This is a genomic window from Thioclava sp. GXIMD4215 (assembly GCF_045291555.1).
In the GTDB taxonomy this organism is placed as follows: Bacteria; Pseudomonadota; Alphaproteobacteria; order Rhodobacterales; family Rhodobacteraceae; genus Thioclava; species Thioclava litoralis.
In genome coordinates, this window is the sequence record NZ_CP149515.1 from 945,149 (window position 1) to 960,225 (window position 15,077).

Sequence of the window (15,077 nt, forward strand, 5' to 3'; positions counted from 1 at the left end):
GCATGAAGCATCAAATCAGTTAAGGGCGAATTAACAGGCATCAAAGCACAACCTCGAATTGAGACCATTACAGATAGTGTGGCAACCGGTATTCTGGCATCATTCCGCATTCATCCTTTTGAAAACAGAATAGAAAAACCCGTCCGATCCGTCTTGCGTCGTCAGTTGGCGATGTTCGACCCATTGCCATTCTGGGTTAACAGCAAATTGCTCCGCCTGCGCGATATTCTCGCAATGCAATAGCGAACAGGTCATATAGACCAGATAGCCCTCCGGCGCGACATACCGAGAGGCCGCCTGCAGAATCTCCGATTGCAGCGCCACAAGCGCGTCCAGCCGCTCCGGAAGCAGCTGCCATTTGGCATCCGGCGTCCGCCGCCACGTGCCCGAACCGGAACAGGGCGCATCTACAAGAACCATATTCCACTGCCCCGTCACGGCCCCCGGGGGGAGCAGGTCGATCCACGCGCCTGCCCGCTCGGCCCGCAGGGGCAAATCCTTCATACGTCCGGCATCTATGTCATGTGCACTGAGACGCAGCTTCGGGGCCCGTGCGGCCAAAGCCAGCGCCTTGCCTCCGCCACCCGCGCAGAAATCAAGCGCCGATGCCACCCCGTCAAGCGGCAAGGCCTCGATGGCAATCTGCGAGGCCAGGTCCTGCAACTCGACCGACCCGTCCAGATAGGCCTGCGCCAGACGCAGCTTGCGCGCGCCCTGCACGACCTTCAGCGCCGTTGAGGCGGCAGGATGCGGCTCGGCATCGATATCGTCGCGCCGGAGCATCGCCATCGCTTTCTCGCGCGTGGTCTTTGCCAGATTGACCCGCAGGAAAAGCGGCGCCCGCTCCCGCTGGGCCAGGCTCACCGCCACGAAATCCTCTCCCAGATCGGCCTTGAGCTGCGGCAAGAGCCAGTCCGGCCAGTCCAGAAGCTCCAGCCCCTCGGGCACAGGCGCCAGAAGCGCGGCCTCTTCCGTCGCGGTCAATGGCGCAGGCGCATGCCCCACCCCCGAGAACACCTCGCCAAGGGTGACATTCTGGCTCCGGCACGCACCGATCATCAGACCGCGCCCGCTTTTCGCCCCGCCCAGACGGGCAAAACTCTCGCGGCACCGCAAGGCATCATAGACATGATCGCGGATCGCCGCACGGTCCTTGGACCCTGCAAAGCGGTTATTGCGCGCCCATGTCGTCAGACACCGCTCTGCCGGTTCGCCCGACAGTACCAAATCCAAAATCTCGATCGCTGCCGCGACCCGCGCTGCCGGGGTCATAAGAACCTCTTCGTTTTTCCTAGTGCTACGCAAAGACCGCCACACTTGCCAGAGGTGTTGCCGCTTTCACCCGTTGGCGGGTGCAAACGGAGCACAGGCGTTGCGCCAGACCCACAACCCCGTGCCAGAGGCTCTCAGGACAGTTTTCCCACCAGACGCACATCGACTATGCACGAATCAACATGCTCTTGGGGTTGCCTTTCCCGAAAAGTAGTGAAATGAGGAAGCGTCAAACGAACCCTGCCACGGAGACCCGGTCATGCAGATTCGCGAGGCACTTACCTTCGACGATGTCCTATTAGTTCCAGCAGCATCCACGGTGCTGCCATCGACGGCCGATGTTTCGACCTTCGTCACGAAATCGATCCGTCTGAACATCCCCCTTCTTTCTTCGGCCATGGATACCGTGACCGAAAGCCGTATGGCGATTGCTATGGCGCAGGCTGGCGGGATGGGCGTGATCCACCGCAACCTCACCGTTGCCGAGCAAGCCGAGGAAGTCAGCCGTGTGAAGCGGTTCGAATCCGGCATCGTCTATAACCCGATCACCCTGCGCCCCGACCAGACATTGGCCGATGCACAGGATCTGGTGACGCGCTACAACGTCTCGGGCTTCCCCGTTGTGGATGCCGATAACCGTCTGGTCGGCATCGTGACCAACCGCGACATGCGGTTTGCCTCCGATGCGAAAACGCCGGTCTCGGCGATGATGACCAAAGACAATCTGGCCATTCTGCAAGAGCCTGCCGACCGCGACGAAGCACGCAAGCTGATGAAAGAGCGCCGGATCGAGAAACTGCTGGTGACCGATGCCAATGGCCATCTGACGGGTCTGCTGACCTTGAAAGACAGCGACAAGGCCGTGCTGAATCCGCTCGCGTGCAAAGACGACAAGGGGCGGTTGCGCGTGGCGGCGGCCTCCACCGTAGGTGACGCGGGCTATGAACGCTCGACCGCGCTTGTCGATGCAGGCTGCGATCTGATCGTGATCGACACCGCCCACGGCCATAGCGCCGGCGTGGCCAAAGCGGTCGAGGCCATCAAGGCCTATCGCTCCGACGTTCAGGTCGTGGCGGGGAACGTTGCGACAGCGGCAGCCACCCAAGCCCTGATCGCGGCGGGCGCGGATGCCATCAAGGTCGGGATCGGCCCGGGCTCGATCTGCACCACCCGTATCGTAGCAGGCGTCGGTGTTCCGCAGCTTTCGGCGATCATGGACTGCGTCTCGGGCGCGGGCGACACCCCGATCATCGCCGATGGCGGGATCAAGATGTCGGGCGATTTCGCAAAGGCGATTGCGGCGGGCGCAAGCTGCGCAATGGTCGGTTCGGCCATTGCTGGCACCGATGAATCGCCGGGCGAAGTGATCCTTTACCAAGGTCGCTCCTATAAGTCCTATCGCGGGATGGGGTCTCTGGGGGCAATGGCCCGCGGCTCGGCAGACCGTTACTTCCAGAAAGATGCCGCGTCCGACAAGCTGGTCCCCGAAGGGATCGAAGGTCAGGTGCCCTATAAAGGTGCCGCCGGTGCCGTGATCCACCAGATGGTTGGGGGCCTGCGCGCAGCTATGGGCTATACCGGCTCGGCCACGATCGCCGACATGCGCGGCGGTTGCGAATTTGTCCGCATCACCGGCGCGGGCCTCAAAGAAAGCCATGTCCACGACGTGCAGATCACGCGGGAGTCGCCGAACTATCGGATCGGCTGACCCCATATTTTACTAGGCTTTATGGGGCTGGGGCGAGAAATCGCCCCGGCCTTTTTTCATGACCACAAGGCGAACCGGACAGAGTATCAACCAGATGGCGGATACAGGAATGTTTGAACCATTCCGAAAAAGGGATGAACGCCAGCGGCGGGTCTGGGAGAAATCAACGACCCTGCAAAGGATGGCTGCTGGCCCGCTTCACATCACTGTCACGCTTGTTCGGCTCGCTCGCGCCCTTCGGCATCATGCGCAAGTCCCGAACGTCGATATCGGCATGCGCAGAACCAAGGGGGAACGCGCACCGCCTTTCTTGCCCCTCCCACTTGTCTGGACGAGGCGAGTGCGCCCCATGACCTCTCCGTCGCGCGGATCATCATGGCTCCAGCCCCTCTGTCCAAAGAAGAAACACCGCAAAGGCTGGCAGACATTCTCTAGATCGGCAGCACCCAGACTGTCGCGCCAAGCGATTGCAGCTGTGCCCCCGTTCCCATCTTGAAGCGCATGAGCCCCGCCCCCTCTTCCGAGTTCACATCCCCCAGATCGATCCATCGGATTCCCTGAGCGCGCAGCGCGATCGAGACCTGCCAGAGCAGGAAATTATGCGCCCCCGCCTTGCGACCTTCCTCACCGGACCAGCCAAGATGATAGGTCGCAACCCGCCCGTGACACATCAGCACCATCCCGGCCAAACGCGCGCCGCTCTCGGACTGCACCCCGAGAGAGATCACCGACCCGGGCATCGCCATCTCCCACGCCGTGATAAAATCACGTGGCAGTGCCTTGTAACCACGCTGTTTTCTTTGGGCATGCTCGGCCTCCAGAAGCCATGCCGGGTCTTCCTCCAGCGTGATCCGCATCCCCTTGCGCTCGGCAGAGGCCAGGCGATTGCGCCATTTCGGGTCCAGCGAGCTGCGCAGATTGGCAATCTCGGGGCCCAAGGCCCAAACCGCTTCATGTCGTGCCGTTACAATCGGAATAAGGCCACGCCCTGACAGCGGCGTTTCGGGCGTTACAAGCAGAAGACCCGGCGCAAATCTGCGCGCCAGTTTACGCAAGACCCGCGCCTGATCCGCATCAGACACGCCCTTGGCAAAGACAGGCCCCCGCCCCAGCCACCAAAGACCACGCCGGCCGATCACCTGCGCCAGCGCGATCCGTTCCCCTGCATGTGACAGCACAAGCCGCGCCACACGCCGCCCGCCAGCCCGCGCAATTTCGCCATAGGCCCCGAATTGCTGGAACGCCGGAGGGTAAGCCGCATTGAAGGCCAGCAGGGCAGCATCCCATCCCGCAGCGTCCAAGCGCGATTCTGTAACCGTTATTTTGTTCATGGTCTCTGTTAAGCACAAATTCACCTAACGCGTGCTTAATGGGGATCGAATTCACGGCTAAAGGATAATCCATGTCCGATCATTCATCTCTGCCCAGAATTGCCGCGCCGCGCTATACGCTCTGGGCCGCAGGATGCCTTGCATCCGGCCTGTCGATCCTCTGGCTTGGCCTGTTTGTCTGCGTCCGTCTGATCACCTGACAGCGACGGACTATCCGTAGCCTGCCTCCACTCATTGCGAAAACGGATCCTCTATGTGCGTTTCCTGCAAAGCCGTTATGGCCTGTGCCGTCACCCTCTGTCTCTGCGGTCCCGTCCATGCGGGCGGAATCGACCGTACCCCTTTCAGCACGGGGTTACTGTTTGAACCCGGTCGCATCGTCCAGTTCGAGCTGGGCGGCTTCCAGCCGGAGGTCTCGGGGAAATTGCGCTCCGGCACCGTCTTCCCGCCCGGACTGAAATCCGGCGATATGTCGACGGGCTTCGGCACTTGGACCTTGGGTGTCAAACTGCCGCTATCCGAGAAAACGGATCTTGTGCTGAGTGTCGACCATCCCTTCGGGGCAAATGTTGCCTATCCTTCCTCGACAGATGGCTATCCGCTTGCCGGATCGGTCGCCAAACTGGAAAGTCAGGCGCTGACCGGCCTGTTGCGGTACAGGCTCACTCCCTCGATCTCGGCGCTGGCGGGGATACGTATCGAGCAGATGACGGGCGATGCCGCATTGCAGCTGCATATGGGGCCGGCGGTGCTGACCTATGATCTGGCAGCCAGCCGGGAAGCCGATCCGGGCTATATCATCGGCGTGGCATGGGAGAAGCCAGAAATCGCGGCACGTGTAACACTCAGTTATCTTTCCTCGATTACCCATGACTTCAGCGGCAGGGAAACCACAATGGGCCTGCAGGCGCGCAGCCACTGGACCACCAAGACACCGCAATCCATTCTGCTGGAAGCCCAGACGGGGATCGCCCCCGACACGCTTCTCTTCGGCTCTATCCGCTGGACGGACTGGAGCAGTTTCTCCATCGGACCGGATCTCTACCGCCAGACGCCTTTCAGCGTAGAGGGCAGCGATCTTGTTGATCCGGTGGCCGATACGATGACCTACACGCTCGGTGTCGGGCATCGCTTCAACGCGATGTGGTCGGGAGCGGTGATTGCAACCTACGAGCCCTCCAGCGGCGATATCGTCGGCAATCTCGGTCCGACCGATGGCTACCGGAGCCTCGCGCTGGCCGCCACATGGACCGATGGCGCGCTTTCGGCCACATTAGGGCTGCGTTATATCGAGATCGGTGGCGCAAAAACACGGATTGCCGAATTTGACGACAATTCCGGCTGGGGCGTCGGGCTGCGGCTCGGCTATCGGTTTTAAAAACCGGTCCGGTTCTTCCCCACGGATCATATCGCTCAGATCGCCGCCATGCGATGAAACCCCGTGACCTTGGCCGCCCGACCCGCTAAAGCTGCGGCTGAAGACAGAGGGTTGAGGCGCGCCGATGAGCTACGGAACACCGATTTACAAGACACGGGCAGACTGGCTGGCGGCCAAAAACAGACATGTCCTACTTTTTGCAATGTCGGGTTTGGGCAAAACCTACCTTTCCTCCATGCTGCGCGCTGGGGGGAGATGGTTCCACTATTCCATCGATTACCGCATCGGCACCCGATACATGGGCGAATATATTGCCGATAACTTCAAAAGCGAGGCAATGAAGGTGCCCTTCCTGCGCGAGCTTTTGCTGCAAGATGCGGTCTATATCGCGTCCAACATCACCTTCGACAATCTCGCGCCGCTGTCCACCTATCTCGGCAAGCCCGGCTCCAGCCAGAAAGGCGGCCTGCCCTTCGAGGAATATATGCTGCGTCAGGACCAGCATCGTCGCGCCGAGACCGCAGCCCTTCTGGATACGACCCATTTCATCCGCCGCGCCCGCGCCATCTATGACATCCCGCATTTCATCTGTGACACCGGCGGGTCCATCTGCGAGGTCGTGGACCCCGAAGACCCGAAAGATCCGATCCTGTCGGAACTGGCCGCCCATAACCTGATGATCTGGATCGAGGGGTCGGATGCCCATACGGACGAGCTTGTCCGCCGCTTCGACCGTGCTCCCAAACCCATGTATTACCAGCCGCAATTCCTTGAACGGAAATGGGTGGAATATCGGGTGGCGCGGGGCCTCAAGGAGGAGGAGGTCGATCCCGATGATTTCGTGCGCTGGACCTACCGCCAAGCACTTGAACACCGTCAGCCGCGCTATGCGGCAATGGCACGGAACTGGGGCATCACGCTGAAGGCGGAGCAGCTTGTGACGGTGCGCGATGAACAGGACTTCATCCAGCTGGTGGCCTCTGCCCTTCCCAAATAAGCCTTTCCTCCCTATCTACTATCTTCCGCATAGACATTACCTTCAGGAACAGACCCATGCCCATCACCCTGCCCGAAACGCTCCCCGCCTTTGACATCCTGTCGAAGGAAGGCGTGATGGTGATGAGCCCCGGTCGCGCGGCGACACAGGATATCCGGCCTTTGCGGATCGGGCTGCTGAATCTGATGCCCAAGAAAATCCAGACCGAAAACCAGTTTGCCCGTCTGATCGGGGCAACACCCCTGCAGATCGACTTCCAGCTGATCCGCATGACCGAACATCAGACCAAGAACACCGCCGCCGAACATATGGAGGCTTTCTACCGCCCCTTTGCCGAGGTCGAGGCCGCGGGCGAGCGTTTCGACGGGCTGCTGATCACCGGCGCCCCGATCGAGCATCTGCCCTTCGAGGAGGTCACCTATTGGGACGAGCTCCGCCGCGTCTTCGACTGGACGCGGACCCATGTGTTTTCTACCTTTGGCGTGTGCTGGGGCGGGATGGCAATGGCCTATCACACCCACGGCATCCCCAAGCACCTGCTTCCCGAAAAACAGTTCGGCCTTTACCGGCACGAGAACTGCGACCCGACCTCGCATTATCTGCGCGGGTTTTCGGATGACTGCCTCGTGCCCGTCTCCCGCTGGACAGAGATGCGCCGTGCCGAGATGGAAGCGGCAGGGTTGAAGATGCTGCTTGACAGCGCCGAAACGGGCCCCTGCCTCGTCGAGGACAAAGCCGCGCGGGCGCTCTATGTCTTCAACCATTTCGAATATGACAGCGCGACGTTGAAAGACGAATATGATCGTGATGTGGCAGCGGGGAAACCCGTCACCCTTCCGGTGAATTACTATCCTGAGAATGACCCAACCCGGATGCCGAAGAACCGGTGGCGCAGCCATGCGCATCTTCTTTACGGCAACTGGATCAATCAGATCTATCAGGATACGCCCTATGACCTTCGCGATATCGGCGCTTGACTATACGGTTCTGGCTGCGGCCATCGCATCGGGGGGCACGCTCTGGCAGGCTGCGCGGCGCGAAGCCCGCGCCGAAACGCGATACCCCTCGACCGGCGAGATCGTGACGCTTGCGGCGGGCGAATTTGCCGGAGCCCGCGTCCATATCGACATACGCGGCCCCGAAGCGGCCCCGCAGATCGTGTTGATCCACGGGGCCTCGGGAAGCCTGCGTGACATGACCTTCCGGCTCGCCCCCGCTCTGGAGCGTAATTACCGCCTCTTTATCGTTGACCGCCCCGGCTTTGGCTGGTCGGACCCGCTCAAACACGACAGCATCTTCCGTCAGGCGCGTCTGCTACAGGCGGCCACCTCCCAGCTTGGGGCGCGACAGCCCTTGATTGTCGGGCACTCCTATGGTGGGGCCGTGGCGCTGGCATGGGCGAGCGAGGCTCCTGACAGCCTGTCGGGACTGGTGCTTCTGGCGGCCGCATCGCAGGAATGGCATACGCCTCTGCCGTGGCTCTACCGCCTGACCGCCCCTGCGCTGGGGCAGGCCCTGGCCGTGCCGGTGATTTCGGCTTGGGCACCCGACGGGGCTGTCAGCTCTGCCGTCGAAGAGGTGTTCGCGCCCGAGGCCATGCCCGAGGGCTATATCGCGCATTTCGGGCCGCAGATGACCCTGCGCCGCAAGACCATGCGCGCCAATGCCCGCCAGCGTGCCAATCTGGAGGCGGAAATCCGGCAGATGGTGCCGCGTTACCATCAGATCCACGTGCCGGTCGAATTGCTGCATGGCGATCGGGATACAATCGTCGATCTTGGCATCCATTCGCGCCCGACACAGGCCCTGCTGCCACAGGCGCAGCTAACGGTGCTACAGGGAGCGGGCCATATGATCAATCATACGCGGCTGGACGCGGTTCTTGCCGCCATCCGGCGGATTGCGCCCTAACGCTGGGACACCACCAGACGCACCCCCAAAACGATCAGGATCGACCCGAACATCCGGTCGAAGATCTTTCCGAGGCGGGGTGCGCGGCGCAAACCTGCACAAAGCCTGTCTGCGATAAAAACAAGCGGCAGCTCGAAAAGCGCCGCCACCACAATGATCAGCCCGCCATGCAGCGCCAGTTGCGCCCAGACGGGCCCTGCCCCGTCCACCACGAATTGCGGCAGAAACGCGAGGAAAAACAGGGCCACCTTGGGATTGAGGACAGACACCATAAGCCCCTGCCGGAGCGTTCTGCCAAACGACGCTGGCCGGACGGGGGTAATCTGCAACACGCCCGCTTTCGTGCGAAACGCCATGAGGCCCAGATAGAACAGATAGGCCGCGCCGATCCATTTCACGACGGAAAAGGCCACAGCCGACCCTGCCAGAAGCGCCGAAAGCCCGGTCGCTGCGGCACAGATATGCACAAGCGCCCCGCACCAGACCCCCGCCAGCGCCGCAAGCCCTGCCCGCTTTCCACGGCTGAGCGTCTGGCCGAGGATAAAGGCCATATCCGGACCGGGCGAGACATTCAGCACAACCGCCGCCGACAGGAATGTCAGCCAATGCAGCAAAGAATATTCAAACATCAACGGCTTCCTTGAAAAATTTCCGTAATCTTCGGGCATCGCACGGCATTCTACAAGCAGGATATCGCGCGGCATATGGCAGGGGCGACCCTTGCCCTGACGGTCGCAGTTTTGCATAGTAGAACGATCCAAAGGAGGGCCCATGAGCGAGACACCTCAACCCAGCACGCAGGCCGTACCCTTCATCGGGCAGATCACTGATTTTCTCGAACATACCGCGCCCGAAGACATCCGCGAGGCCATTCGCACCAAAGGCCCCAAAGAGATGCTCAGCCCCTCTTATCCCTATACGACAGCGATGAAGGGGAAGGACTATGACAAGCGGATGGAAGAGCTCCAGATCGAGCTTGTCAAAATGCATTACGGCCTGAAGGCGTCGGGCAAGCGGATGATGGTGCTGTTTGAGGGCCGCGATGCCGCCGGCAAGGGCAGCACGATCAAGCGGGTGCAGGAAAACCTCAATCCGCGTTCGGCCTATGTGGTTGCCTTGCCCAAGCCCAATGACCGCGAAGCCTCGCAATGGTATTTCCAGCGCTATGTCGAACGGATCCCCGCCGCCGGAGAGATCGCGCTGTTTGACCGGAGCTGGTATAATCGCGGCGTGGTCGAGAAAGTATTCGACTTCTGCACCCAGCGACAGCGCGAGCATTTCTTCTACCAGCTGCCGGAATTCGAGAAAATGCTGGTGGATGACAGTGTCATTCTGGTGAAGCTCTGGCTCAATGTCGACCGCGCCGAGCAGCTGCGGCGCTTTCTTGACCGCGAGAGGGACCCGCTCAAGCAATGGAAGCTGAGCTGGATCGATGTCGAGGGGCTGCGCAAATGGGACGCCTATAGTCAGGCGATCGTCGAAACACTGACACGCTCGGACAATCTGCATGCCCCTTGGACGGTCATCCGTTCGGATGACAAGAAACGCGCGCGGATCGCGGCCATCCAGACAATTCTCAATGCGATCAGCTATCCGGGCAAGGATCGGGATGTGATCGGCGAAATCGATGGCAGCATCTGTGGCGGGCTCGACATCCTGAATGTCTAAGCAAGGCTATCATCACGGGGATCTGCGCCGTGCGCTGGTCGAGGCGGCGCTGCATCTGATCGAAGAGAAAGGCCCCACGGGGTTTACCCTGTCGGAGGCGGCCAAAACCGCAGGTGTCACCCCCGCTGCCGTCTACCGCCATTTCGCCGGACGCGAAGACCTGATTGCCGAATGCGCACGTCAGGGCTTTGTGATTTTCGGTGACGTGCTGGAACATGCGTGGAACAAGGGCCAGCCTTCGGCCCTCTCGGCCTTCAGTGCGGTGGGACGGGCCTATCTGGCCTTCGCCAAACGCTATCCGGGCCATTATATGGCAATGTTCGAAAGCGGCCTTTCGCCCCAGAATTCGCCCGCCTTGGGACAGGTTGCGCTCAAGGCGCGCAATGTCATGGATCAGGCGACCGAGGCCCTGCTGGCCCATATCCCGCCCGACCGCCGCCCGCCTCTTGCGATGGTCTCCGCCCATATCGCCGCATTATCGCATGGCGTGATCGAACTTCATGCCCGCCCGCCCGCTGGCACCCGCAGCCCCTATAGTCCGGAAGACCTGCTGGAAAGCGGTGTCGGGATCTATCTGCGCGGCTTGGGTATTTTGCCGCCAGATCAGTAAAGCGTCACGCATTCGCCCGTATAGCTACGGGTCGTAGAACAGCAAAAAAGCGCGCCCGAGGGCGCGCTTTTCCGTAGAGGTTCCGACAAATCAGAATTTGTAGGAAGCTTTCAGAGCAACCGTGGTGTTGTTGAAGTCACGGTCGGTGCTGTCGAAATCATTGGTATCCGCATAGGAGACTTCGCCGCCCAGAACCCAGTTGTCGTTATACATGTAATCGACGCCTGCGCTGACGGACGGTGCCCAATCGGAGTTGTCTTTACCGTCGATATACGCGCCACCGAGCGAGCCGTAATACAGCCATTGGCCGTTTTTCACACCGGCGAGGGCTTTGATATGGCCCATGCCATCATAGTAGTCGGAATCGATTGCCGAGTAATCGACTTCACCACCAACGACGTATTTGCCGAGGTCGTATTTATAACCGGCTTGAACACCAAGCGAGCCACCACGGTCATCGCCGTAATCGCCTTCCATGTTGTTATAGCCGAGATTGGCACCAGCGTAGAAGCCTGTCCAGTTTGCAGCGGGGGTCACGACCGGAGCGGGAGCGATCGGGGCCGGAGCCACAACGGGTTGCGAATAGCCGCCAGCCATAGCAGCGCTTGCGCCAGCGATCAGAGCGGTAGAAACCAGAACCAGAGTTTTCATCTTAACTCTCCTTTTTTCGTTATCTTGAGGGCTGTCCCTCTCAAGCTCGTATTGCTCACATATACCTCTTATCGGAAATTGGGAGAGGCCAGATGATCACAAGAAACGGCGCAGCATGTGAGGCCCGCAAGTTCCCGCCGATGCCCCAAGGTAACACAAAAACCGGTGCCTTTTTCGCACATTAGCGACCGCTTCGCTTGACTTCCTCCCGCGCGCGGGCACGCTGCGACATTCACAAGACGCAATTTCGGGGCCATTTCGGGGCGTAGCGAAAAAAATCATGCAAAGCCGAAAAAAGCTGTTGCGCTCCCCTCGGGACTTGGGTACATCGCCGCTACCCGATCGAAAGATGATCCAGTGCGGAGAGGTGCCGGAGCGGTCGAACGGGGCGGTCTCGAAAACCGTTGTGGGTGAAAGCCTACCCAGGGTTCGAATCCCTGTCTCTCCGCCATTTTCTTTTTCATGAAAAACGCCTAAGCCACTGTTAACGCAGTGGATTTTGGCATTTTTAGAACTGAGCGCGCCATCAGTCCGCTTGATTTGCTGCACAATGCGCTGCACAATCTGCCGCACAACAGCGGGGAGTGCGACAGCATGGCAAAGGGTCTTGGAGTTACCAGGCGCGGCGATACATTCCATCTTCGCAAACGTGTCCCCGCCCGCTACCGCGACATTGAGGGACGCGATACAGTCTGGATCAGCCTGCACACCGACTCCGAGTCCGTCGCCAAGAGCAAGGCAGATCGGGCATGGAGTCAGATGATCGAGGCTTGGGAAGCTAAGCTGGCAGGTGATACCGAAGATGCAGAAGCACGGTTCGCCGCCGCTCAGGAATTGGCGCGCGTCCGGGGCTTCCGGTATCTGGACGTGGGCAAGGTTGCTAAGCTTCCCTTTGAAGCGCTGATAGAGCGTGTAGAAGCCGTCACAGCGCCCGCAGGACAGCCAGACAAGGCCGAAGTCGCCGCACTCATGGGCACCGTGCCCGAACCTCAGTTGACTGTCAGCAAGGCGCTGGAAACCTACTGGACCCTTGCCCGCGAAAAGACGTTCGGCAAGAGCGAAGATCAGCTTCGCCGCTGGAAGAACCCGCGCATCAAGGCGGTCACTAATTTCATCGCAGTCGTGGGCGACAAGGGAGTCGACAATATTACACGCGATGACATGTTGGACTTTCGCCAGTATTGGCTGGACCGGATCGAAGGTGGCGAAGTCACGGCCAATTCGGCGAACAAGGATTTGATCCATCTTGGCGACGTGTTGAAGACCGTAAACAAGATGAAGCGACTTGGGCTGGACCTGCCCATTTCTGACCTGTCCTTCAAGGAAGGCGAAAAGCGAACGCGCCCGCCGTTTTCGACAGACTGGATACGCGCCAAGTTGCTTGCACCGGGTGCGCTGGACGACTTGAACGCCGATGCGCGCGGGGTTTTTCTTGGGATGGTGAACACTGGCTATCGCCCCTCTGAGGGATGCGCGTTGACCGCTGACACGATCCGGCTGGATTGCGACGTACCGCATATTTCGATTGAGCCGGAAGGGCGGCAACTCAAGAGCCAGTATGCCCGTCGCTTGATCCCGTTGACCGGGGTTTCGCTTGAAGCGTTCAAACAGTTCCGAGAAGGCTTCCCCAGATACCGCGACAGCGCCACGCTGAGCGCAACCGTAAACAAGTTTCTGAGAGGGAAAGGACTCTTGGAGACGCCCGCGCATAGCATGTATTCCTTGCGGCATAGTTTCGAGGATCGAATGCTTGCTGCCGGTATTGATGATCGTATCAGACGGGACGTGTTCGGGCATCGGCTGGACCGGGAACGCTACGGCGCTGGCGCTTCGCTGGCCCATGTGCGTGATTTGCTGGCAGGCTTGGCCTTCTGAGCAAGCAGTGCCCGCGCCCGTCGCTGCACATCGGTTTCACCGCTCTCACACGCCCGCGCTTCGGCCAGTTCGGCTTCAAGGCGTTCAAAGATCGGGGCAACGCCCGCGTCGACTTCCAGCATCGCCGCCACCTTAAACAAGGCGCGTTCGATCCTGTCAGCCGACATGGGCGCTGCCACGGTCATTCCATTCGCCTCAGAAGCCGCTCAGACGGACGCGCACGGTGCCCGTCGATGCAGCTGCTGCCGCCACGGCAACACCCAGCTTGGCATTGTCGGTTGCCGTGACCGTGGCGAGGTCCGAACCTGCCGCCCAATAGATCGCGTCTCCAAGTGCCACGTCATCAGAGGCAACCTTGGAAAGTTCCCAGACGCCGCCGCAAGCCAGGTCAACGGCTGCGCCGGAAGCGGCGTCACCTTGCGCGATACCAACGATCTCGCCTGCGATGACAACGCCGCCCGAAACCACAGCCGCAGGCGCGGCAACGGTGATCACGTCACCCGATTGAATGAAATTCTTTGCCATGTTCAAATACCTTTCGAGGTTGCGAAGTGAACAGTTGCCGGGCGCGTGACGCCCGACTTTTTACGGATTTCCAGATCAAGGCTGGCGAGTGCTGCCGCGAGTTCGGTATGACTCCGGTAAGTGATTTCCTCACCATTGGAGTCTCTGACCGTCCGAATGCCGCTGAATTTGGCTTCTGCCAGCCGGTCACGCCATTCTTGGAGTTGATCGAAGGTTACGGCCATCACGATTCCTCGGAACGGAATGCGCCGCGCCAATCCAGCCAGCCGCACCCAAAATCGAGGAAGGCCCGGTATTTCAGCCCAAGCGTATCCCAGTTTTCTTGCCGCTGAATCTGGACGCCTTGCGCCGCGCTCATATAGGCATACTGGATCGAGGGCACGGAAGCCGGGTCTGCCAGCAGATACCAAGCATCGCCGGTCAGGCGGGGTTCCACGACAAGGCTCAACCGGATCGGCTGCACATCATCCGTGGTCGCGGCGTAGATCGTCGCCAGCAGCTTTTCCGCTTCCGTTTCCAGATCGGGTGAAACCACCAGGTACTTGGGCGCGGCGTTGATGATCGTCTTGCCGTCCAGCCCCTTCACCGCACCATCACGCAACTGCGACAGGTAGCCTTGCAGGGACGCCCGGACATTCCACCTGCCCCGGCCATCCTTCACAAGAATTCCGTCGCGGGTCTTGGTCCGCACCTGACTCGTGACAATGCCCAGGAACGCGGCGATTTCAGCCTCGGTCATGATTGCCGGTATCGCGTCAACGGTCTGCTCATTGATCGGCGGGACGGCTGCCGGATCGGGCAAGAAAAGGTCACTAAGGTCAGTCTTTGAATAGGTCATCATAGATTACCTTTCGGCTCCCACATTGAAAAAATTCTGTACAGCCCATTTTCTCGGGGTCTGCGTTCCCCGCGTGGGGTGCCCAGTGGGAAGGACCCGTGGAAATCGACTGGAAGCGATGATCGTTTTCAGCCCATGTGAAAGAGTCCCATGAGCAATTTGAAGAGTCCCATGAGAACGCCCCGCAACCCATTGAAAACATGCAAGAGTCCCATGAGTCCCATGAGAAGTGCCGTTTTCAATTCGGTGCTTACGCTTACCAGCCCGTGCCCGTCTGCGCTGCACCACGCCACCGCCCAGCGGCATACCGTCC

At 60.2% G+C, this 15,077-nt stretch carries 17 protein-coding genes and 1 tRNA gene; 10 read left to right on the forward strand and 8 right to left on the reverse strand.

Features of this window, described 5'->3' with window-relative positions; genetic code table 11:
* Window positions 1-99: 99 nt before the first annotated feature.
* The gene (locus WDB86_RS04585) at window positions 100-1,272 is read right to left on the reverse strand and encodes an RsmB/NOP family class I SAM-dependent RNA methyltransferase (RefSeq protein WP_406736741.1); all 1,173 of its coding nucleotides are present in this window, start codon (window positions 1,270-1,272) and stop codon (window positions 100-102) included.
* A gap of 259 nt (window positions 1,273-1,531) precedes the next feature.
* Between WDB86_RS04585 and guaB the strand changes: the two genes are divergently transcribed.
* On the forward strand, window positions 1,532-2,980 hold the full coding sequence (gene guaB, locus WDB86_RS04590) for an IMP dehydrogenase (RefSeq protein ID WP_339107089.1): 1,449 nt from the start codon (window positions 1,532-1,534) through the stop codon (window positions 2,978-2,980).
* A 431-nt stretch (window positions 2,981-3,411) separates the two neighbouring features.
* Here the strand turns inward: guaB and WDB86_RS04595 are convergent, their stop codons facing one another.
* Window positions 3,412-4,281, reverse strand: coding sequence for a GNAT family N-acetyltransferase (locus WDB86_RS04595; RefSeq protein WP_339107088.1), 870 nt, complete (start codon window positions 4,279-4,281; stop codon window positions 3,412-3,414).
* A gap of 101 nt (window positions 4,282-4,382) precedes the next feature.
* Here WDB86_RS04595 and WDB86_RS04600 point away from each other — a divergent pair, with 101 nt between their 5' ends.
* From WDB86_RS04600 to WDB86_RS04620, 5 genes are all read left to right on the forward strand, one after another.
* Window positions 4,383-4,511 (forward strand): hypothetical protein, encoded by a 129-nt coding sequence (locus WDB86_RS04600; RefSeq protein ID WP_339107087.1) that lies wholly within the window; start codon window positions 4,383-4,385, stop codon window positions 4,509-4,511.
* Window positions 4,512-4,564: 53 nt separating this feature from the next.
* Window positions 4,565-5,689 (forward strand): hypothetical protein, encoded by a 1,125-nt coding sequence (locus tag WDB86_RS04605; protein WP_406720620.1) that lies wholly within the window; start codon window positions 4,565-4,567, stop codon window positions 5,687-5,689.
* Window positions 5,690-5,813: 124 nt separating this feature from the next.
* Window positions 5,814-6,686, forward strand: coding sequence for an ATPase (locus WDB86_RS04610; protein ID WP_339107085.1), 873 nt, complete (start codon window positions 5,814-5,816; stop codon window positions 6,684-6,686).
* 56 nt (window positions 6,687-6,742) lie between these two features.
* Window positions 6,743-7,663 carry a homoserine O-succinyltransferase gene (gene metA / locus WDB86_RS04615; protein WP_406720619.1) on the forward strand — a complete coding sequence of 307 codons (921 nt, stop codon included), beginning with the start codon at window positions 6,743-6,745 and terminating at the stop codon, window positions 7,661-7,663.
* Window positions 7,638-8,597 carry an alpha/beta fold hydrolase gene (locus WDB86_RS04620; protein WP_406736742.1) on the forward strand — a complete coding sequence of 320 codons (960 nt, stop codon included), beginning with the start codon at window positions 7,638-7,640 and terminating at the stop codon, window positions 8,595-8,597. Before metA ends, WDB86_RS04620 begins: the two co-directional genes overlap by 26 nt.
* On the opposite strand, the gene WDB86_RS04625 is transcribed toward WDB86_RS04620, so the two are convergent.
* Complete coding sequence (locus tag WDB86_RS04625; protein ID WP_406736743.1) at window positions 8,594-9,226, reverse strand: LysE family translocator; 633 nt, start codon at window positions 9,224-9,226, stop codon at window positions 8,594-8,596. The genes WDB86_RS04620 and WDB86_RS04625 overlap by 4 nt on opposite strands.
* 142 nt (window positions 9,227-9,368) lie before the next feature.
* Here WDB86_RS04625 and ppk2 point away from each other — a divergent pair, with 142 nt between their 5' ends.
* Together ppk2 and WDB86_RS04635 are read left to right on the forward strand one after the other, a co-directional pair.
* Window positions 9,369-10,265, forward strand: coding sequence for a polyphosphate kinase 2 (gene ppk2 / locus WDB86_RS04630; protein ID WP_406736744.1), 897 nt, complete (start codon window positions 9,369-9,371; stop codon window positions 10,263-10,265).
* The gene (locus WDB86_RS04635) at window positions 10,258-10,875 is read left to right on the forward strand and encodes a TetR/AcrR family transcriptional regulator (protein WP_406736745.1); all 618 of its coding nucleotides are present in this window, start codon (window positions 10,258-10,260) and stop codon (window positions 10,873-10,875) included. Before ppk2 ends, WDB86_RS04635 begins: the two co-directional genes overlap by 8 nt.
* A 90-nt stretch (window positions 10,876-10,965) precedes the next feature.
* Here WDB86_RS04635 and WDB86_RS04640 read toward each other — a convergent pair whose 3' ends face one another.
* The gene (locus WDB86_RS04640) at window positions 10,966-11,526 is read right to left on the reverse strand and encodes an outer membrane beta-barrel protein (RefSeq protein ID WP_339107079.1); all 561 of its coding nucleotides are present in this window, start codon (window positions 11,524-11,526) and stop codon (window positions 10,966-10,968) included.
* A 361-nt stretch (window positions 11,527-11,887) separates the two neighbouring features.
* On the opposite strand from WDB86_RS04640, the gene WDB86_RS04645 reads away from it, so the two are divergent.
* Window positions 11,888-11,977, forward strand: a tRNA-Ser gene (locus WDB86_RS04645).
* 143 nt (window positions 11,978-12,120) lie between these two features.
* Window positions 12,121-13,401 carry a DUF6538 domain-containing protein gene (locus WDB86_RS04650; protein ID WP_406737017.1) on the forward strand — a complete coding sequence of 427 codons (1,281 nt, stop codon included), beginning with the start codon at window positions 12,121-12,123 and terminating at the stop codon, window positions 13,399-13,401.
* Here WDB86_RS04650 and WDB86_RS04655 read toward each other — a convergent pair.
* Genes WDB86_RS04655 through WDB86_RS04670 form a run of 4 tightly spaced genes read right to left on the reverse strand, consistent with a single transcriptional unit; the run spans window position 13,341 to window position 14,767 of the window.
* Window positions 13,341-13,586 carry a hypothetical protein gene (locus tag WDB86_RS04655; RefSeq protein ID WP_406736746.1) on the reverse strand — a complete coding sequence of 82 codons (246 nt, stop codon included), beginning with the start codon at window positions 13,584-13,586 and terminating at the stop codon, window positions 13,341-13,343. The two genes, WDB86_RS04650 and WDB86_RS04655, sit on opposite strands and share 61 nt — an antisense overlap.
* A 10-nt stretch (window positions 13,587-13,596) precedes the next feature.
* Window positions 13,597-13,926, reverse strand: coding sequence for a DUF2190 family protein (locus tag WDB86_RS04660; protein ID WP_406736747.1), 330 nt, complete (start codon window positions 13,924-13,926; stop codon window positions 13,597-13,599).
* Window positions 13,927-13,928: 2 nt separating this feature from the next.
* Complete coding sequence (locus tag WDB86_RS04665) at window positions 13,929-14,150, reverse strand: phage head-tail joining protein (RefSeq protein WP_406736748.1); 222 nt, start codon at window positions 14,148-14,150, stop codon at window positions 13,929-13,931.
* Window positions 14,150-14,767 carry a hypothetical protein gene (locus WDB86_RS04670; protein ID WP_406736749.1) on the reverse strand — a complete coding sequence of 206 codons (618 nt, stop codon included), beginning with the start codon at window positions 14,765-14,767 and terminating at the stop codon, window positions 14,150-14,152. The genes WDB86_RS04665 and WDB86_RS04670 overlap by 1 nt, the downstream gene beginning before the upstream one ends.
* Window positions 14,768-15,077: the final 310 nt, after the last annotated feature.